Below are 20,129 nucleotides of genomic sequence, written 5' to 3'. Positions count from 1 at the left end.
GCTGCGCCGGCAGATCGTGAGAAGCCGAAGGCTGGCTGAGGCCGCCTCCCTGTGAACCAAAGCCGCGGAGCAGTCCGCGGCTTTTTGCTATCGCCACCATCTAGCTCTAGCGGAAGCGATGCAGGAGACAGTGATCCTTGGAAGCGGCCCGAATGCTCAGGCTTTTCGGCGGGAAGCAGGCCGGAAAGATCGCACGCCGAGTCGCTATCGCGAGCTGAAGCGGGGCGCCATACCGCGCTCTTGGAGCAGCGCGCGGAACTAAACCCGGCGTGAGATGTTCAGTCCCAACGTGGCTTGGCGCTCCCGATTCAATGCCGCCGTTAGCGCACCATCGTTAGCTCCAGATGCTCATGGCAACAATGCGTACCCGTCGGGATCGTAGCCCTAGCCGATCGGGCTTGGTCAGTTGTGATCGGCTCGCAAAACGGCCTGAAGCTCATGCACCGACTTCGACAGCTTGCGTCATGTCAGGACTGGACGACTTTCCCAAAGATGTGCCGTCCGAACTCACCGGACCCTCAACAAACTCGCCGCTTTTCCCGGCCTAGCGAGGAGCTGTGATCAGGCAGCCATTCAAAGCACGAACACCGGAAGAACTGATTTCGCTATTGAGCGCCGTGGCGATGGCTATTCTCGCCGCGATCATTGTCATGGTGCTCTATTACGGTCGCGAGATCATCATTCCGATAGCGCTGGCCGTCTTGCTCAGCTTCGTGCTGGCGCCCCTGGTTCGACTGGTTCAGCGTCTGCGCATTCCGCGCAGTTTGGCTGTGGTGAGCGTGGTCGTGATCGCCTTCGCGTTCATATTTGCGATGGGCAGTCTGCTCGCTACCCAACTCGCGCAGCTGGCCGGCGATTTGCCGCGATATCAGTCCACAATAAGCGAGAAGATCCAATCCTTCCGTGAGACGACCGCCGGTCGAGGCACGCTCGAGCGGGCTTCCAGCATGTTGAAGGACCTCAGCAAAGAACTCGACAAGCCCAAGGAGGCCGCGAATTCGTTGGGGACCATAGCAGCTCCGAAAGCGGCCCCGCCGAAGCCCGTTCCTGTGGAAGTGCTTCAGCCCGATCCGGGCGCGCTGGAGAGCTTGCAAACACTGATTTCACCATTGCTTCATCCGCTCGCAACGACCGGGATCATCGTCATATTCGTGATCTTCATTTTGCTTCAGCGCGAGGACCTTCGTAATCGCCTGATCAGGCTGGCCGGTTCGGATGACCTGCAGCGCACCACGGCTGCCCTTGATGACGCGGCGAGCCGTCTCAGCCGGCTTTTCCTTATCCAGCTTCTCGTGAACGGGGGCTTCGGCATCATCATCGGAATGGGTCTCTGGCTGATCGGCGTTCCAAGCGCGATCCTGTGGGGTATTCTGGCAGCAGTGCTGCGCTTCGTGCCTTACATTGGGGCGGTCATCGCCGCCGCCTTCCCTCTCGCTCTTGCGGTTGCGGTCGATCCAACCTGGACGATGCTGCTTTGGACGATCGCGCTGTTCGTGGTGGTAGAACCAATCGTCGGCCATGTGCTGGAGCCGATGGTCTATGGACACAGCACGGGACTATCGCCGGTGGCCGTTGTGGCTTCCGCGACGTTCTGGACGGCGCTCTGGGGTCCAATCGGCCTCGTTCTGGCGACACCCCTTACCGTGTGTCTGGTCGTCCTGGGCCGCCATGTCGAGCGCCTGGAGTTCCTCGACGTCATGTTTGGAGACCGACCAGCGCTCTCTCCGCCTGAGATATTCTATCAGCGGATGCTCGCCGGCGATCCGACAGAAGCTTCGGCAAAAGCCGAGGAATTCTTGAAGGAGCGATCTCTTAGCTCCTATTACGACGAAGTAGCCTTGCGAGGACTGCAACTGGCTCAAGCAGATGCCGAGCGCGGCGCTCTGGCTCCCGACCGGCTGACCAAAATCAGGGATGCGGTCCAGGAATTTGCCAATAACATTTCGGAGCAGGATGAGCGTCCGTCGCCGAAGGTCAACCCGACCACAGATGTCGAAGCTACATCTGCCATAGAGGGCGTGGCTGAGGACGCGCCTTATGAGAGTCTGCGGGTGCTGCGCAAGGAGGACTTGCCTTCTGAATGGCAAGGCGATCATCCCGTGCTCTGCTTGGCTGGACGAAATCCGATCGACGAAGCGGCTGCGATCATGCTGGCGCAACTGACGGATGCGCATGGCTTGTCGGCCCGAGTTGAAGCGGCGGGAGCGTTATCGACGGCGAATATCTTCCGGCTGGAGACCGCCGGGGTCGCCATTGCCTGTCTTGTCTATATGGACGCAAGTAGTCCTGCTCATATGCGTTACTCGGTGCGACGGCTTCGCCGTAAATTGCCGAAGGCTACAATCATTCTGGGTTGCTGGATGAAGGACATCGACCCAGCGGCGCTGGAAAGCCTGCGGGAAGGTGCCAAGGCGGATCTGGCTGCTGCAACTCTGGGCGGAGCGCTCAAACTCTGCATAGAGGCGACAGGTGTGGACTCGCTTGGCACTGGAGCCGAAGGCCCGGCTTCGAAGATCACGGCCGCTTAGCAGTTTGCACGCTAGACATGGCTGCTTTCAGCCAACGAGGCGCCGCGTCTCCACCTCTCAGGCGCGCTTCCCGCCGATCGAGACAAACGCCATGAGACAGGGTTCGGGCAATGGGTTGCGCCAGCGATGGCGCGTTCCGTTTTGCACGATGCAATCACCTTGACGCAAATGGACCTTCTGACCGTCGTCCAATTCCAGTGTCATCTCGCCGCGAACCACGACTCCATAGTCTACGGTATCCGATGTGTGCATCCCTGGAGCGCCGCGCTCGAAATGATCTCCCATGCCGGGGATCTTGTCCGACATTTCTTTAAGCCCACTCTCGAAAGTGACTCCGGGCGGCGGTTTCCATCCTTCCGGGCGTTTCGGCGGATACGAGATCAATCGAAACATGGTCCCCTCAGGGCCCGGAAAGGCCTTCGTTCCTGCCGACATTGGATCCGGCTCCAGGCCGCTCAGTCCTGGCACTCCCTCGGTCATATACAGTTCATAGAAAGTCAGTCCTGGATTGGCATCGATTTCCACCAGCTTTGGAGTCACCTCAAAAGACTTCAACACCGACTTGCCGGCTGCATCGCGGCCGGTCAATGCACGTCTTGGAGGTGGCAAATCACTGGAGTCTTTTGCTTCGGCGGGGTTTGACATCTCCCCCAACGCGCTACCGGCGGCGAAGACGGATAGCGCCTGCAGCAGGTGTCGCCGACCCCTGCCTTCGAACTGTTCGGAAGAAGGCTCCGCCTTATCCGAAGGAGACTTTGCATTGTCCAGAGGTTTGTTCTTGTGCTTTTGCCACAAGCGCCAAGGGAAGTGCCAAGGGAAGCTGCTCATCTGCGTTCTCCATGGTTACGTGCAATCGCACACCGCTCCAGCGGCACGACCTCGCAACTACAACGATATTGGCGAACATGCGTGGACGTAGAACGCAGATAGAAACCGTCGGAAAAAGCAAGTTGATGAAGACCGAGCAACGGCTGCCCGCCCCCACCTGCCTTTCCGTCTTTCAATCTAGACGCGCAGATTTCAACCCGCTATTCGGCTTTGGTCGAGCATGGAGGTGTGTCGGTTTTCCCAAAACATCCGACCACCGTTGCACCGGCGAGCAACGCCTTGCCGACAGCATGGAGAGCCATCGAGGCCTTCTCAACTGTTCTGGAAGGGCCGTGCTGCGCGACTTTCTGGTGCGACGGTTCAACCAACCGGTCCGGGAGTCCAATCGCCGCCGGCAAGCGGCCGGACTTTGACGTCGGGAATGACCCCGCGCTCCAGGCTCGGATCGAAATGGCGCATCGTCCGCTCATTGAAGTCGATGATGCGGCCAGGCCTTAGCGGTCCCACGTCATTTATCCTGACGATGACCTTCTTGCCGACGGCCTCGACGAGGGCGTATTTCGGCTTCGCGCCAAATTGGACCCCACCGAATTTCTTGCGCAAGCTCGTCTTGATGGCAGCCGACCAGACCGAGGGATCATAGCGCTCGCCGGAAGCCGTCTTCGGGCCGCCCTCCTCTTTGCCAGGCTTGAACGGATTGTACATGGATGCCGCGCCAACGATCGCTTCTCCGGAAGCGGCATCGTCGACAGCGTTTGAGTGAACCCCACCAGCTTCACATCGCGCAATAGAAACGGAAACGGCAAGCGCAATCACGGCGCCGCAAATTGCGGCGCTCGAGCGGAACACCATTATAACTCCTGTGATTTTCGATTGTTTGGTTCCGATGCCGCAAATCGTTTTGCGGGTCGAGCCAACCCCTGGCTCCGGAACCGTTTGTAGGAACCCCAACAGTTCCAGCACGTGTTTTACTTGTCGCCGTCTAAGACAGACATTGCGTCAACAGCATGACGACGAGCGCGACAGTGAAATAAGTGCGACGACATGACTCTCACGGCGCCACCAATCAAGACAATCGGTGCGCTCGCCTGCCTGACCGTGTTTTCATTCTCATCGGCGTTGGTTTTCGCAGAAGCGATCATCGCAGCGACAGAGGCCGCCACCTAGCGTGAGAAGGCTTGCTTGCACGATGTCGCAGAGGGAGTTTGCGATGTCCTCGCGCGGCAAGGCCCGCTGCTGAACACGTTCATGGACACCGAGCCGACGCACAAATCCGATCAGCTTGTCCACTCCCGTCCTTGTCGGCGGACATGGGACAGAAATGCTGAGCTTGTCTTTCTTCACCTTGCCCCTGCATCAGTCGCAACTGCTCACAGCATCTAACAAGCCTTAACGAGCTATTGACCAGCTTCCGAGCCATGTTGCAGAGCCAGACGAAGGACTGCCCTGCTCCGCAGGCTCCGATCGCCTGAAGCCAGGAGGGTGTCCCATGCCGATGCCATACAATTCCGAGAACACCATCGACAGAAGTCGGCGCGCGCTTTTGAGCACCGCAGCGATTGGAATTGCAGCGGTGATTTCCACGAGCGTGTTTCCGCTGCGTGGAGCGGCGGCCGCGGGCGAAAACACAATTCGCCCCTTCCACATTGCCGTGCCGGAGGAGGACCTTCTCGAGCTTCGGCGGCGCGTGTTGGCGACGCGATGGCCTGATCGCGAGACTGTTTCCGATCAGTCCCAAGGTATCCCTCTGGCGAAGCTCCAGCCCCTCGTCAACTATTGGGGGACGGCCTACGACTGGCGCAAGATCGAAGCGAGGATGAATCGACTTCCGCAGTTCATCACCCACATCGACGGCATCGATATCCACTTCATTCATGTCCGCTCCAAACATCCCAATGCCCTGCCTGTCGTCATAACCCATGGCTGGCCAGGATCGGTATTCGAGCAGCTCAAGCTGATCGATCCACTCACCGATCCCACGGCCCATGCGGGCCGGGCCGAAGACGCGTTCGACGTCGTGATCCCCTCGATGCCCGGCTATGGCTTCTCCGGCAAACCGATCGATATCGGTTGGGGTCCCGACCGCACGGCGCGCATCTGGGCAGAACTGATGAAGCGCTTGGGCTACACCCACTATGTCGCGCAGGGCGGCGACTGGGGCTCGCCGGTCTCGAGTGCGATGGCACGGCTGGCGCCGGCAGGCTTGCTCGGCATCCATATCAATTTGCCGGCGATCGTCCCGCCCGATATCGCCGCGATCCTCGCGGCCGGCGGGCCCGCCCCGGCAGACCTTTCCGCTAGCGAACGCGCAGCGTTCGATGCATTCAGTGCGGCCGGCAAGATGGGCAACCGGTCCTACGCGCTGATGATGGGAACGAGGCCGCAAACGATCGGCTACGGCCTGACGGATTCTCCCGCGGGCCTGGCGGCCTGGATGCTCGGACATCCCGGCTTCTCGCATTGGAAATTCGACGACACCGATTCCGAAAAATCCCGCGACGAGGTGCTGGACGACATCACGCTGTACTGGCTGACGAACAGCGCCACCTCCTCGGCGCGGCTTTACTGGGAATATGGCGGGCGCAGTCCCGCCCTTGCAGGTCCGGAGAAGACTGCGGAGATTTCGCTGCCGGTGGCCATCACGGTCTTCCCCGGCGAGAGCTATCAAGCCCCGGAGACGTGGGCCCGGCGCGCCTATCGCAACCTGACCTACTTCCACGAGGTCGACAAAGGCGGTCATTTTGCGGCGTGGGAGCAGCCGGCGCTTTTCTCCGCCGAGCTGCGCGCCGCATTCAGGCCGCTTCGGCCCGCACATCTGGTCCAGTGACGGTGGTCAAGAGCGTCGCCGGCAAGGTGTTGATCTAACTGCCGCCTTGCTCGGCGCAGGAAACAAGAAATGGGGTGGTTAGTAATGGCGTTGCTCAGCCCATCACGCCGCCGCGCTTGATCAGCTCCTTCCCCACCGCGGCCAGATGCACCTGATCCGGTCCGTCGCCGATGCGGATGAAGCGGGCGTAAACGTAAGCACGCGCGAGGAAAGTATCCTGCGAGACGCCGGCGGCGCCGTGGATCTGGATGGCGCGGTCGATAACGCGGGCGGCCATGCTGGGCACCACGATCTTGGCGGCGGCGATCAAATCGCGCGCGGCTTTGTTGCCTTCGCGGTCCATCCTGTCGGCGGCCTGCAGCGTCAGGAGCCGCGCCTGCGCGATCTCGCAGAACGAGTGCGCGATGTCCTCGCGCACCGAGCCCTGCTCGGCAAGCGGCTTGCCGAAGGCTGTGCGGGAGACCGCACGCTGGCACATCAATTCGAGCGCGCGCTGGGCGCAGCCGATCAGCCGCATGCAATGATGGATGCGGCCGGGACCAAGCCTGCCTTGCGCGATCTCGAAGCCGCGGCCCTCTCCCAGCAGGATGTTCTCGGCGGGCACGCGAACGTTCTCGTAGACAATCTCGGGATGGCCGACCGGCGCGTCGTCGTAGCCGTAAGTGAGCATGTCGCGGACGATGCGCACGCCGGGCGTCGCCTTCGGCACCAGGATCATGGATTGCTGGCGGTGGCGGTCGGGATCGTCGGGCGCCGTCTTGCCCATCACGATCAGGATCTCGCAATCCTCGTTCATCGCGCCTGAGGTGAACCATTTGCGGCCGTTGATGACGTAGTCGCCGCCGTCGCGCCTGATCTCGCACTGGATGTTGGTGGCATCGCTGGAGGCGACCTGCGGCTCGGTCATCGAGAAGCCGGAGCGGATGCGCCCTTCCAGCAGCGGCTTCAGCCAGCGCTCCTGTTGCGCCGGCGTGCCGTAATTCGCCAGCACCTCCATGTTGCCGACATCGGGCGCCGAGCAATTGAAGACCTCGGGCGCCCAGAGGATGCGGCCCATGATCTCCTTCACCGGCGCATATTCGAGATTGCTGAGGCCCGGACCGTGCTCGCCGGAGAGGAACAGGTTCCAGAGCCCCTGCTCGCGCGCCAGCCGTTTCAGGTCCTGAAGGACCTGCGGCGTCTTGTAGCGTGTCGCTTCCGGCTTCACCTGCTCGTAATAGAGCTCCTCGACCGGCTCGACATGCGTCCGCATGAAGCGGCGGACCCGCTCCTGCAGCTCCAGCGAACGTTCGGAGTGGTGAAAATCCATGGCGGTCTCCTCTGTTCACAACACCTGATGTCGTCATGCCCGGGCTTGTCCCGGGCATCCACGTTCTTTCGTGCCATGGGAAAGACGTGGATGGCCGGGACAAGCCCGGCCATGACGATGTGGAGACATCGGTGTCTCCAAAGCGGGCGCTCGCTTGCCCTCACGTGCCGCGCAGCAGCTCGCTCGCGACGATCCAGTCATTGCCGTTGAACTGCAGCATATAGCCGTCCTTGATCGGACGGAAATCCTGCGGCGTGGTGTTGAGCGTGATGCCGGGCATCAGCAGCGACAGCGGCACGTTCTTCAAATTGGCCGCCTGCGCCATGATGTTCTCGCGCGTCAGATTGTCCTTGCACTGCTTCAGCAAGACTACCAATGCCTCGGCGACGGTGTAGCCGTAGAGACCCGCGACGTTGTTGACGTCGGCATTGGGCAGGCGCTTCTTCATGAAGTCGATATAGGCCGTCATCGCCGGATCGTCCTTTGGCGCCTCGACGAACGGCTTGAGCGAGCCGAGCGAGAGCACGCCCTTGCCGGCATCGAGGCCGGCCGGCACCATCACGGTGGCCTTGTTGGCACAGCCCGAGGCGAGGAAGCGCGTCGCCTGCCAGCCGACCTCATGCGCTTTCCGGATCGCCTGGGCGCAGGCGCGCGGCGTCACCGAATAGATCATGAAGACGTCGGCCTTGGTGTTGGCGAGCGTCAGGACCTGGGAATCGACGGTGGGGTCGGCGACCTCGAAGCTCGACGCCATCGCGATCGCCTTGTCGGCGTCGGCACCAAGCGCTTCCTTGACGCCGCGCAGATATTCCTTGCCGGCGTCGTCGTTCTGATAGAGCACCGCGAAGCGCGCATTCGGGTTCTTGGCGCGGGCATAGGCGACGTCGATGGCGGCCTCGCTGGTGTAGTTCGGCGCCCATGGCAGCGCCATCGACCAGGGCATGTTGGCGGGGTCGTTCCACTTCGAGGCCGAGCTGATCAGAAACAGCTGCGGCACCTTGTTGCTGTTGAGATATTTCGCGATCGCCGAGCTCGGCGCGGTGCCCATGGTCGCGAAGATGAAGGCGACCCCGTCGCCCTCGACCAGCCGCCGCGCCGCTTCCATGGTCTTCGGCGGCGAGAAGGCGTCGTCGAGCGACAGGAGATTGAGCTTGCGGCCGTTGATCCCGCCCTTCTCGTTGACCTCGTCGAAATAGGCCGAGATCACCCTGCCGGTGATGCCGAGCGGCGAAGCGGGGCCGCTATAGGGCATGGTGTTGCCGATCTTGATCTCGGTGTCGCTGACGCCGGGACCATAGGATTTTTGCGCGGAGACAGGCGTGGACAGGCAGGCAGCCAGCGCTGCAGCCAGGACCAAAGCGGCTTTCATGGTTTCTCCCGGTGATGATCGCCGCGCTGATCGGAAGGCGCGGCGTGCTGCTTTTTGCCAGCACGTCAGATCAGCGGAGTTCCGCAAGGCGGTCTTGCGTCGAGTTGCTGATCAGCCGGTGCACAGCGGCCCTCGCGGGCAGCTACATTGACGAAAATCAACACCGGATGCGCGCCTCAGCCGCGCGTCCGCTCCATCTCCAGCTCGGCCTTGAGATCGTCGAGATCCCGATAAATTGAAGCAATCGCAAGGACGCGGCCGCCCTTGCGATATTGCAACAGGCAGTCCTTGCCGGAAATGCTGCCGTCGATCGCGATATCGTCAAAACTATCGGCGTGGCCGACATAGTTGATCGGCACGTCATAGTGCTGCGACCAGAAGAACGGCACGGCCTCGAAACGCTCGCGCTTGCCGAGCATGTTGCGCGCCGCGGTCTGGCCCTGCCGCTCCGCCACCACCCAGTGCTCGACGCGGATGGTTTGCCGCGAATGCGGATCCGGCCAGCGCGCGATGTCGCCGGCCGCGAAGATGCCGGCTATGCTGGTCTCCAGATATTCGCTGACGCTGACGCCCCGGTCGGCCGCAAGCCCCGCCTGCTCGGCGAGCGCGAGGCGCGGCTTGACGCCGATGCCGACCACGACCAGTTCGGCCTCGATCACGCCGCCGCTCTTCAACGTGGCGCGCGTGCCGTCCAGCTTTTCCACCGTGTCCTCGAGATGGAAGTTGACGCCGTTCTCCTCATGCAGCACGCGCACGAAGTCGCCCATCTCGGGACCGAGCACCTTCTGCATCGGCCGTTCGTCCGGCGCGACCACGTGCACCTCGATCTTGCGTGCCCGCAAGGAGGCCGCAACTTCGAGGCCGATGAAGCTGGCGCCGATCACCAGCGCACGCTTGGCGCTGCCGGCCGCCTTGATGATGGCGCGGCTGTCGGCGACGGAGCGCAGCGTGTGGACATGAGGCTGGTCGGCACCCGGAATCTGCAATCTGACCGGCTCGGCGCCGGTCGCGAGCAGCAGCCGGTCGAACGGCAGCCTGTCGCCATTGCCCAGCGTCACGCTGCGCGTCTTCGCCTCGATCGCGGCGACATTCGTGTTGAGCCTGAGATCGATGCCGGCGTCCTGATAATAGTCCTCGCCCCGCAGCGGCAGCCAATCCTCCGGCGCGTTGCCCGCGAGATAATCCTTGGAGAGATTGGGCCGGTCCACCGGCATCGCGCTGTCATTGCTGAGCATGGTGATGGCGCCGGCAAAGCCCTCGCGACGGAGTGTCTGCGCCGCCGCGAAACCCGCCGCGCCGCCGCCGATAATGACGAATTTCTCCGGCGTTGGCGCTGTCCGGTGAGGCGCCGGAGGCTTCGGCATCTCGCGCTTGCGCTGGACGACGATCTTGTCCCGATCGCGCGAGACCTCCCACACTGCCAGCGCATTCAGCGCCGGCGGACGGGTCGCCTCGCCTGACCGCAAGGAGAAGCAGGCGTGATGCCAAGGACAGCGGATGGTGTCGCCCACCACCAGTCCTTCGACGAGCGGACCGTGATAGTGGCTGCAGGCGGGCTCGATCGCGAAGATCTCGCTGCCGGCCTGCACCAGCAGGACGTCTTCCTCGCCGACATGGCCGAGCAATTTGCCGTCCTTGAATTCGGCGAGCGTCACGCCCCGGCTCAAGTCGGGCCCGCTTGGCTTCTTGTCTTCGGTCATGGCGTTGCCTCCTTGAGCCGTCGCGGATCAATCGTCCGAATTGGCCAGCCCCAGCAGCTCCTGGCGCGTCAACGCATTGTCGCGGAACACGCCGAGCATGCGGCTGGTGACGAGATCTGTCCCGGGCTTGTGCGCGCCGCGCGTGGTCATGCAGTGATGCGTTGCCTTGATGATGACCCCGACGCCTTCGGGCCTCAGCACATCGTTGATCGTGTTGGCGATCTGCGCGGTCATCTTCTCCTGGATCTGAAGCCGCTTGGCGTAGATGTCGACGAGACGCGCGAGCTTGGAGATGCCGACGACGCGCCCCTGCGGGATATAAGCGACCCAGGCGCGGCCGACGATCGGTGCCATGTGGTGCTCGCAATGGCTTTCGAAGCGAACGCCGCGCAGGACGATCATCTCGTCATAGCCTTCGATCTCCTCAAAGGTCTTTTGCAGGATTTCGGTCGGATCCTGGGCATAGCCGGAGAAATACTCCTCGAAGGCGCGCGCGACCCGGTCCGGCGTATCGCGTAGACCGTCGCGCGCGGGATCGTCGCCAGCCCAGCGGATCATGGTGCGGATCGCCTGCTCGACCTCCGCCCTCTCGGGCCGCTCGGTCGGCGCCTGCGCGACCGCGACACGTTCCAGCCTGCGCGTTTGCGTCTTCATCGAAAACTCCCCTGCAACGAACCGCATACAGAAGGCGGCCCACAGCTTGGACGGCTGCGATCGGAAAAGGTTCCCGGGATCAGGAAAAATTGGAAGCTGTGAGAGCGGCAAGGCAGCGGGACGAGAAACCCGGCTCTACGAGACCGCTTTCCGCACATCGAGCACAGCCTGGGCCCATTCGGCCGGCCGCTCCTGCGGCAAATTGTGGCCGGCCCCTGCAAAGACGCGTCGCTCGAAAAAGCCCTCGAATTTGCCTGCATGGTGCGCGGTGCCGGAATTGACGCCGTCGCTGTCACCGTCGATCGCGATCGTCGGCACCCGAACCGGCGGCTGGGCGGCGAGCTTCGCCTCGATCGCGGCATAGGCGGGATCGCCCGCGACCAGCGCGTAACGATGTCGGTAGGAGTGGATCACGACATCGACGAAATCGGGATTGTCGAACGACATTGCGCTGGTCTCGAACGTCGCGTCGTCGAAAGCCCATGTCGGCGACCACATCGACCAGAGCTGGCGGGCAAAACCGCGCCGGTTGCGCTCCAGCGCGCGGCGGCCGCGTTCGTTGTGGAAGAGATATTGATACCAGAGCGCCGCCTCCTCGGTTGGCGAAGCCGGCTCCATCGAACGCGCGATGTTCTGGATGTTGTAGGAATTACCCGAGACGAGGCCGATCACGCGCTCCGGATGCAGCACCGAGACCACGCAGGCTGCGCGCCCGCCCCAATCGTAACCGCCGACCACCGCGCGCGAGATTCCAAGCGCATCCATGAAGGCCAGCAGATCGGCGCCAAGCGCCGCCTGCTCGCCGGATCGCAACGTCGCAGCGGAGCGGAACCGTGTCGGCCCGTAGCCGCGCAGCCAGGGCACCAGCACCCGCGCGCCCGCTTGCGCCATGAACGGCGCCGTCTCGGCATAGGCGTTCACGTCGTAGGGAAAGCCGTGGCCCATGATGCAGGGCCAGCCGTCCGGCGCGCCGTATTCGCGATAGGCGATGTCGAGGATATCGGTAGTGACCGTTTTCTGTTGCATTACAGAGCGGAGCTATTTTTGCGGCCCGGACAACGTGATCTCACGCTCGGCGCGGAACACGTTGCTGTAGAGGTTGGCGATCCACTGCCGACCGATCTCGGTCTTGTTGAGGTAGCCGATCTCGGTCTGGATGTGCGGTGCGACGCTGTTCCAGTAGAACTGCGGATAGCGGTTCACGATGTCGGCAGGCGAATCGTAGCCGAGCTGGCGATTCATGCCGACTTCCTCGAATTCGTAATAGAGCGCGTTGGCCTTGCGCAGATAGTTGGGGTCGCCGAGCTGGCCGATGAAATCGGCGGCGCGCAGGATCGAGGCGTCGTCGTCGTATTCCTGCCCTTCGCGGGCCGGAAACCGCGTGCCTTCGATGGCGCGGGCGACGCGCTCACTGTCCACGCCCCGGATCTGCGGCAGCCGCCGCCGCACAAACAGTTTCGAGCGATCGACGTGATACATCATCAGGCTGGCATCCGAAGCGCCACGCGGCAGCGCCACCTTGGTGCCGGAATCATCGATGATGAAGCCGTCTTCGTCATCCTCCGGAAACAGACCACGGACATAGCCGATGTCATGCGCGAGGCAGGCGATCAGGACGTTGATGTAGTCCTCAGCCGCAAGATGCGTGTGGAGATTACGTCCCATCAGGATCGCCTGAGCGGCCAGCGTCACCAACATCGTATGCTCGATGTTGTGATAGAGTGCGTCGCTGTTGCCGATGCATTCCATCGCCGTGCGGGCCGAGCCTTCCAGCACTCTGGCGTAGGACTCGTCGAACCGACGACGCATGAACGAGCCCAGCAATTTCTCCAGGGTCTCCGCCGCCAGTTTCGGTAACGTGATCATGGATGCAGCCCCGCTTGTCGGTGGTGTTCCACGCCAACTCCCGACGTCTCATTCATGTCCTCGACGCAAAGGCCAGCTTAGCCCATCTTGGGCCGACTGGCCAAACCCGGGAACGAAAATACGGAAATATGTTGCGGTTTGTGCCCCGCGATATCGCGGTTGCGGTGCCGGCCCGACACACCCGGGCTGAGCGTCGCCGGGACGGCAAAACGGCGATCATTCCACCAGCAGCACGTCGACGGCGACGTCGAGCTTCTGCTTCGGCGAGCCGACAATGATGCCGTCGACCGGCGAAACGTCGGAAAAGTCGCGGCCGACCGCGAGCACGATATGGTCGCCAGCGACCATAAGATCGTTGGTCGGATCGAAATCGACCCAGCCAAGCTCCTCCCCGCACCACAGCGACACCCAGGCGTGGGTGGCATCGGCGCCCTGCAAGCGCGGCTGGCCCGCCGGCGGAATGGTGCGCAAATATCCGCTGACATAGGCCGCGGGCAGGCCCAGCCCGCGCAAGCCCGCAATCATCACATGGGCAAAATCCTGACAGACGCCATGTCGCTTGACGAAGACCTCGTTGAGCGGCGTCGAGATCACCGTCGCCTTGGGATCGTAGCGAAATTCGGTGCGGATGCGATGCATCAGATCGACCGCCCCGGCGAGGATGCCCGCGCCGGCCGCGAAGCTTTCCGCGGCATAGGCGCTGACCGGTCCCAGCACCGGCACCAGCGGGCTCGCAAAGACATAGCCGACCGGCGAGGACGGCCCGAGGCTCGTCGCCTCGAAGGCGATGTCGCGAATGCTCTCCCAGGCCGGACTGGCAGCGGCGCGCGCCGGCGGCTGGCGCGACACCTTCACGCGCGAGCGGGAATCGATGCGCAGAGTGCGATGCGCGGCCTCGATCACCACGCTCTCGGTCAGGGTGCCGAAGAAATCGCGCCGGACGCTACGCTCCGCGGGGCGCGGACGAATCTCGACCTTGTGCGAGATCAGCTCCTGGCCATGGCCGCTCCTCGGCTCCAGCCGCAGCGTGCAGCGGGCGAAGCTGACCGGACTCTCGTATTCGTAGGTGGTGACGTGACGGATATCGTAGATCACGCCAGCCCCGTCAGCTTTTCCGGCCGGCTCGCATTGGGACCGTGCGGGAAGTAGTGCTGCCCGACTGCCTCGGCGAGGCTGAGCAGATCCTGCTCCAGTGCGAACAGCGTCTTGACCTCGATCCTCTCGGCCTCCGCGGTCGCGAGCATCGCCTGCAGCGCGACCGCAAGCCGCTGCGGCTTCTCGATCAGGCCGTGCTCCTTCAGGCTCGGCAGCGCGGCGATATGCTCGTTCAGCGCCATCACCTGGAACGCCACCGAACGCGGATTGTAGCTGTCGAGCACGGCGAGGTCGCGCACCGGCGCCAGGATCGGCGCCAGCAGATAACGCGAGCGGTAGGTGATCTGGCAATCCACCAGCGTCAGCAGGATATCGAGATCCTCGTCGCCGGCTTCGTCATAGGCAAACTGCCGGGCAAAACGCGTGGTGTTGATGGCGCGCTCGGTGCGGCGGCCGATATCGAGGAAGCGCCAGCCGGCGGCGCGGTTCATGTTCTCATGCGCGAGGCCGGCAAAGCTCGCGAGCTCCTGCAAGGTCAGCTCGGCCGCGCTCAGCACGCTGTCGTCGTCCTCGACCTCGACGGCCAGCCGCTCGACCATCTCGGTGATGACTTGCCAGGCATCGGGCGACAGCCGCTCGCGCAAGGAGGTCGCCGTGCGCTGGGCCGCGCGGACCAGCGACAGTGCCGAGCCGAAACGCTCCGGGCTCTGCAGCGCCTCGGCAACGATGCGGCCGGGCGCCGCGCGCGAGGTCTGCGAGATCGCGCCCCAGGTCACCAGCAGGCGCTGGATACGCTCGGCCGATTGCAGCGAGGCCGCGGTGCCCTTGTTGGGCCCGCTCGGCGAGCCCAGCGCCCGCACCAGCCGCAGCGTCGCCTCGGCGCGTTCGAGATAGCGGCCGAGCCAGAACAGATTGTCGGCGGCGCGACTCGGCAGCACGCCGGCGATACGGCGGATGCGCACCTTGTCGACCGCAGGCAGCAGCGTCGCGGTCGAGACCTGCTTGTCCGAGACCACCCAGACATCGGCGGAGCGCGCGCCGTCGCCCATCGACACGGCGCGCGCATCCGGCTGCTCGGCGATCCGGCAGAAGCCGCCGGGCATGATGGCCCAGCCGTCGGGCGTCGCGGCTGCGAACACGCGCAGCACGAAGGGGCGCGGCGTGATCTGCCCCTGCTCCCACACCGGCATGGTCGAGAGCCGCACCACCTCCTGGCCGACATAGTCCATGCCGCGCGCGGCGATGGCGTCGCTCAGGCGCCGGCGGCCAGCGGCATCGAGCTCGCTCGCGAGCACCGGACCGTTGCTGTCGAAACCGGGGACGCCGCGCCGATAAGCGCCTTCGATCGCGACCTCGTCGAGCCGCGACAACACCTCGTCGCGCGCCGAGCGCTGGCCGCACCACCAGGTCGCGATGTGCGGCATCTTCAGCTCTTCGCCCAGCAGGCGGCGGCTGAGCGCCGGCAGGAAGCCGAGCATCGCACGCGCCTCCAGCACGCCCGAGCCCGGCATGTTGGCGACGACGACGCCGTCCTTGCGCAGCACGTCGATCAGGCCGGGGACCCCCAGCCGCGAGGAGGCGTCGAGCTCGAGCGGATCGAGCGAATTGGAATCGACGCGGCGCAGCAGCACGTCGAGGCGCTTGAGGCCCGCAACCGTGCGGATGTGGATATGGTTGTCGCTGACCGCGAGATCGTCGCCCTCGACCAGCAGGAAGCCGAGATAGCGCGCCAGCGTCGCGTGCTCGAAATAGGTCTCGCTGAAGCTGCCCGGCGTGAGCACGCCGATCCGCGGCTCGTCGCGGTCGGCGCGCGCGCGAAGACTGTCGCGAAACGCCTCGAAGAACGGCGCGACGCGCGGCACGTTCATCGACTTGTAGAGATCGGAGAAGGCGCGCGAGAGCACCAGGCGGTTCTCCAGCGCATAGCCCGCGCCCGACGGCGCCTGCGTGCGGTCGCCGAGCACCCACCAGCGGCCGTCGGGCCCGCGGCCGACATCGGCGGCATAGAGCGAGAGATAGCGCCCGCCCGGCGGCGGCACGCCGCAGACGGGACGGAGATATTCGGGGCTCCCGGCGATCGCGGCGGCAGGCAACGCGCCTTCGGCGACGAGGCGGCCCTCGCCATAGATGTCGCGCAGCACGAGCTCGAGCAGCTCGGCGCGCTGGGTGATGCCATCGGACAGCTGCTTCCAGTCGGCCTCGTCGATCAGCAGCGGCAGATGGCTGATCGACCAGGGCCGGTCGGCGCTCTCGCCGGGCGCGCGATAGGTGACGCCGGCCTCGCGGAGATGACGGTCGGCCATACCGAAACGCCGCTCGACCTCGTCGGGCGCGAGCGCGCCGAAGGCATCGAAGAAGCGGCTCCAGACCGCGCGGGGCTTGCCGTCCGAGCCGAGAAACTCGTCGGGGATGCCGGGCAGGCGCCTGTAGTCGCGGACCCATTGCGCGAAACGGCGCTGGCCTTCGCGCTGGCCATTACGTTGACCTTGCGCCTTACCCGCCTTGTCGTCCTCTTCGGCTGCGCCCTCGGCCATGCGCCTCTCCCTGCCCCCGCATCATACTCATTGCAGGAGCGGGGACCGCAAGTCGAGGGTCAGCGGAAACTCATTTGTGCGTTCCTCAGGCGGCGGCTGCATCGGGCCCGGCGTATGGCCGTGGTCCTGGAAGCGCGCCAGCCGCCGCGCCTCGGCCTCGTAGGTGTTGACGGGCTTGGTGTCGTAGCTGCGGCCGCCGGGATGGGCGACGTGATAGACGCAGCCGCCGAGCGAGCGGCCGTTCCAGGTGTCGATGAGGTCGAATGTCAGGGGCGCGTGAACGGGAATGGTCGGATGCAGGCCGGAGGCCGGCTGCCAGGCCTTGAAGCGGACGCCGGCCACGGCTTCGCCGGAGCGGCCGGTGGAGGTCATCGGCAGGCGACGGCCGTTGCAGGTGACGATGTGGCGGCCCTCAACGAAGCCTTCCGCCTTGACCTGGAGCCGCTCGACCGATGAGTCGACATAGCGCACGGTGCCGCCGGCCGAGCCCTCCTCGCCGAGCACGTGCCAGGGCTCCAGCGCCTGCCGCAGCTCCAGCGTCACGCCGCCATGATGGATGCGGCCGAAAGCGGGGAAGCGGAATTCGAGCTGGGCCAGATACCATTCGGGCTCGAACGGATAGCCGGACTGCTTCAACTCGGTCAGCACTTCGAGGAAATCCTCCCAGATGAAGTGCGGCAGCATGAAGCGATCATGAAGCGCGGTGCCCCAGCGCACGAACTTGCCTTGTTGCGGCTCGCGCCAGAATTTCGCGATCAGCGCGCGGATCAGCAGCTGCTGCGCCAGCGACATGCGTGGATCCGGCGGCATTTCGAGCGCCCGGAATTCGACCAGGCCGAGGCGGCCGGTCGTGCCGTCCGGTGAATAGAGCTTGTCGATGCAGATCTCGGCACGATGGGTGTTGCCGGTGATGTCGACGAGGAGATGCCGGAACAAGCGATCCACCAGCCACAGCGGCGCCTGAACGCCCGGCGGCGGCACGTGCGTGAGCGCGACCTCGAGCTCGTAAATGCTGTCGTGGCGGGCTTCGTCGATGCGCGGTGCCTGGCTGGTCGGGCCGATGAACAGGCCGGAGAAGAAATAGGACAGCGCCGGATGCCGCTGCCAGTGCAGCACCAGGCTCTTCAACAGATCGGGCCGGCGCAGGAACGGCGAGTCCTCCGGGCTCGAGCCGCCGACCACGACGTGATTGCCGCCGCCGGTGCCGGTGTGGCGGCCGTCGACCAGGAAGCGGTTGGCGCCGAGGCGTGTCTTGCCGGCATCCTCATAGAGCCCGACGGTGATGTCGACCGCCTCGCGCCAGTTCTTTGCCGGCTGGACGTTGACTTCGATCACGCCGGGATCGGGCGTCACCTTGATGACGTCGACACGCGGATCGAACGGCGGCGGATAACCCTCGACATGGACCTGGAGCTGCATCTCCTCGGCCGTCGCTTCGAGCGCCGCGATCATCTCGAGATAATCCTCGATCTGCTCGACCGGAGGCATGAAGGCACAGAGCACGCCGTCGCGGACTTCGACCGACATCGCGGTGCGGACCGGCACGGAGGTGTTGAGCTCTTCGGGCTCGAGCCGCTCCGAGGATTCCGGACGCGCCGGAAGGCTGAACACCGGCAGCTTGCCGCGGGCCTCCATCGGATCCCGCTCGACGATGTAGGGATATTGATCGGGCGCGACATAGCCCAGCGAGTCCAGCGGCAGGCGAAGGCCGAGCGGCGAATCCCCCGGCATCAGGAACAGATGACTGCGCCGGAGCTGCCAGCGCTCGCTGCGCCAGCGCGGCGCCGCATTCCAGCGCTGCACCGGCAGCACGAAGCCGCGAGGGTTGTTGAGCCCCTGCTCGAACACCCGCGCCATCCGCGCGCGGGCCTCCGGATCGGACAATTTGGAATCGGACGGATCGACGTTGACGGGAAGCTCTGATTCCTTCTGCAGCCAGTACGCGGTGTCCTCGTAGGCCGGCATGATGTAGCCGGGATCGAGCCCGAGCCGCAGCGCCGTGCCCTCCACGAACGCCTGGACGTCCTTGGCCTGCGCCGGCCGCGGATTTTCGATGCTGGCGATGAGGTCGGCATTCTTCCAGATCGGCACGCCGTCCTTGCGCCAGTACAGGCCAAAGGCCCAGCGCGGCAGGCTTTCGCCCGGATACCATTTGCCCTGACCGAAGTGCAGCAGGCCCCCGGGTCCGAAACGCGCGCGCAGGCGGCGGATCAGATCGTCGGCGAGCCCGCGCTTGGTCGGACCGACGGCGTCCGTGTTCCACTCGGCGCCTTCGAGATCATCGACGGAGACGAAGGTCGGCTCGCCGCCCATGGTCAGACGCACGTCCTGCGCCGCAAGATCGCCGTCGACCTGCTCGCCGAGATCGTTGAGCCGTATCCAGGATTCGTCCGAGAACGGTTTTGTGATGCGCGGCGCCTCGCGAATGCGCTTGACGCTCATGTCGAAGGCGAATTCGACCTCGGCAAAGCCGGCGCCGCCGGAGATCGGCGCGGCCGAACGGTAGTGCGGCGTCGCCGCGACCGGGATGTGGCCCTCGCCCGCGAGCATACCCGAGGTCGCGTCGAATCCGATCCAGCCCGCGCCCGGCAGGTAGACCTCGGCCCACGCGTGGAGATCGGTGAAATCGTTCTCGACCTCCGGCGGCCCCTCGATCGGATCGATGTCGGGACGGACCTGGATCAGATAGCCGGAGACGAAACGGGCGGCGAGACCGAGGTGCCGGAAGGTCTGGATCAGGAGCCAGGCGGAGTCGCGGCACGAGCCCGCCGCGGAGGAGAGCGTCTCCTCCGGCGTCTGCACGCCCGCCTCCATGCGGATGACGTAGCCGATCCTTTTCTGCAGCTCCCTGTTGAGATCGACCAGGAAGTTGACGGTGTTCGGGGCTTCGTGCGGGATCGTGTCGAGATATTTCGCGAACAGCCGATCGGGCTTGACGGTCTCGAGATAAGGCGCGAGCTCCGTCTTGAGATCTTGCGTATATTCGAACGGAAAGCTGTCGGCATAGGGCTCGACGAAGAAGTCGAACGGATTGACCGTGGTCATCTGCGCCGTGAAATCGACCTCGATCTTGAGCTCGGTCGTCTTCTCCGGGAAGACGTAACGCGCGATCCAATTGCCCAGCGGATCCTGCTGCCAGTTCACGAAATGATTGGCCGGCGTGACCTTGAGCGAATAGCTCAGGATCGGCGTGCGGGTATGCGGCGCCGGCCGCAGACGGATGGTCTGCGGGCCGAGATCGATCGGGCGGTCGTATTTGTAGTGCGTGACGTGGTGTAATGCGACGTAGATCGACACGGGGTGCGGTACTCCAGCAGCTTTTTTGAGCAGAACACCGCTGGTGACCTCGATCAAGCACTAACAACGGGCAAAGGGTGCCTACGCAAGGTGCGGGCGGTCGCTTTCTTCCCTCTCCCCTT

The 20,129-nt window shown here is 64.2% G+C and carries 13 protein-coding genes; 2 read left to right on the top strand and 11 right to left on the bottom strand.

Annotation, left to right across the window (positions count from 1 at the left end; translation table 11 throughout):
- The first annotated feature begins 557 nt into the window (after positions 1-557).
- A complete protein-coding gene (locus tag AC0L3U_RS09140) occupies positions 558-2,528 on the top strand; it encodes an AI-2E family transporter (RefSeq protein WP_473361500.1) in 1,971 nt (656 codons plus the stop codon).
- Between the two features lie 57 nt (positions 2,529-2,585).
- Here the strand turns inward: AC0L3U_RS09140 and AC0L3U_RS09135 are convergent, their stop codons facing one another.
- Both AC0L3U_RS09135 and AC0L3U_RS09130 read right to left on the bottom strand, forming a co-directional pair.
- A complete protein-coding gene (locus tag AC0L3U_RS09135; RefSeq protein ID WP_473361499.1) occupies positions 2,586-3,356 on the bottom strand; it encodes a cupin domain-containing protein in 771 nt (256 codons plus the stop codon).
- Positions 3,357-3,716: 360 nt separating this feature from the next.
- The gene (locus AC0L3U_RS09130; RefSeq protein ID WP_456765231.1) at positions 3,717-4,208 is read right to left on the bottom strand and encodes a septal ring lytic transglycosylase RlpA family protein; all 492 of its coding nucleotides are present in this window, start codon (positions 4,206-4,208) and stop codon (positions 3,717-3,719) included.
- A gap of 637 nt (positions 4,209-4,845) precedes the next feature.
- On the opposite strand from AC0L3U_RS09130, the gene AC0L3U_RS09125 reads away from it, so the two are divergent.
- A complete protein-coding gene (locus AC0L3U_RS09125; RefSeq protein ID WP_473361498.1) occupies positions 4,846-6,183 on the top strand; it encodes an epoxide hydrolase family protein in 1,338 nt (445 codons plus the stop codon).
- 94 nt (positions 6,184-6,277) lie between these two features.
- Here AC0L3U_RS09125 and AC0L3U_RS09120 read toward each other — a convergent pair whose 3' ends face one another.
- The 9 genes from AC0L3U_RS09120 to AC0L3U_RS09080 all read right to left on the bottom strand — a co-directional run bounded on the left by AC0L3U_RS09120 (position 6,278) and on the right by AC0L3U_RS09080 (position 20,007).
- Entirely contained in the window at positions 6,278-7,492 is a 1,215-nt protein-coding gene (locus tag AC0L3U_RS09120; protein WP_473361497.1) for an acyl-CoA dehydrogenase family protein, read from the bottom strand.
- Positions 7,493-7,652: 160 nt separating this feature from the next.
- Positions 7,653-8,861 carry an ABC transporter substrate-binding protein gene (locus AC0L3U_RS09115; protein WP_247288685.1) on the bottom strand — a complete coding sequence of 403 codons (1,209 nt, stop codon included), beginning with the start codon at positions 8,859-8,861 and terminating at the stop codon, positions 7,653-7,655.
- 176 nt (positions 8,862-9,037) lie between these two features.
- Positions 9,038-10,561 carry an FAD-dependent oxidoreductase gene (locus AC0L3U_RS09110; protein ID WP_473361496.1) on the bottom strand — a complete coding sequence of 508 codons (1,524 nt, stop codon included), beginning with the start codon at positions 10,559-10,561 and terminating at the stop codon, positions 9,038-9,040.
- Positions 10,562-10,588: 27 nt separating this feature from the next.
- Positions 10,589-11,215 (bottom strand): GTP cyclohydrolase I FolE, encoded by a 627-nt coding sequence (gene folE / locus AC0L3U_RS09105; RefSeq protein WP_007608055.1) that lies wholly within the window; start codon positions 11,213-11,215, stop codon positions 10,589-10,591.
- A gap of 135 nt (positions 11,216-11,350) precedes the next feature.
- Positions 11,351-12,241: an alpha/beta fold hydrolase gene (locus AC0L3U_RS09100; protein ID WP_473361495.1), complete on the bottom strand. Its 891-nt coding sequence runs from the start codon at positions 12,239-12,241 to the stop codon at positions 11,351-11,353.
- A 12-nt stretch (positions 12,242-12,253) separates the two neighbouring features.
- Positions 12,254-13,081, bottom strand: a complete 828-nt coding sequence (locus AC0L3U_RS09095; RefSeq protein ID WP_473361494.1) for a metal-dependent phosphohydrolase — start codon at positions 13,079-13,081, stop codon at positions 12,254-12,256.
- A gap of 216 nt (positions 13,082-13,297) precedes the next feature.
- Complete coding sequence (locus AC0L3U_RS09090) at positions 13,298-14,176, bottom strand: transglutaminase family protein (protein WP_473361493.1); 879 nt, start codon at positions 14,174-14,176, stop codon at positions 13,298-13,300.
- On the bottom strand, positions 14,173-16,710 hold the full coding sequence (locus tag AC0L3U_RS09085) for a circularly permuted type 2 ATP-grasp protein (RefSeq protein ID WP_473361492.1): 2,538 nt from the start codon (positions 16,708-16,710) through the stop codon (positions 14,173-14,175). Before AC0L3U_RS09085 ends, AC0L3U_RS09090 begins: the two co-directional genes overlap by 4 nt.
- 27 nt (positions 16,711-16,737) lie before the next feature.
- The gene (locus AC0L3U_RS09080; protein WP_473361491.1) at positions 16,738-20,007 is read right to left on the bottom strand and encodes a transglutaminase family protein; all 3,270 of its coding nucleotides are present in this window, start codon (positions 20,005-20,007) and stop codon (positions 16,738-16,740) included.
- Positions 20,008-20,129 lie beyond the last annotated feature (122 nt).

Source organism: Bradyrhizobium sp. Kon69 (assembly GCF_055807515.1).
The sequence above is the reverse complement of the archived record's forward strand: the minus strand, read 5'-3'. Positions and strand labels throughout refer to the sequence as shown.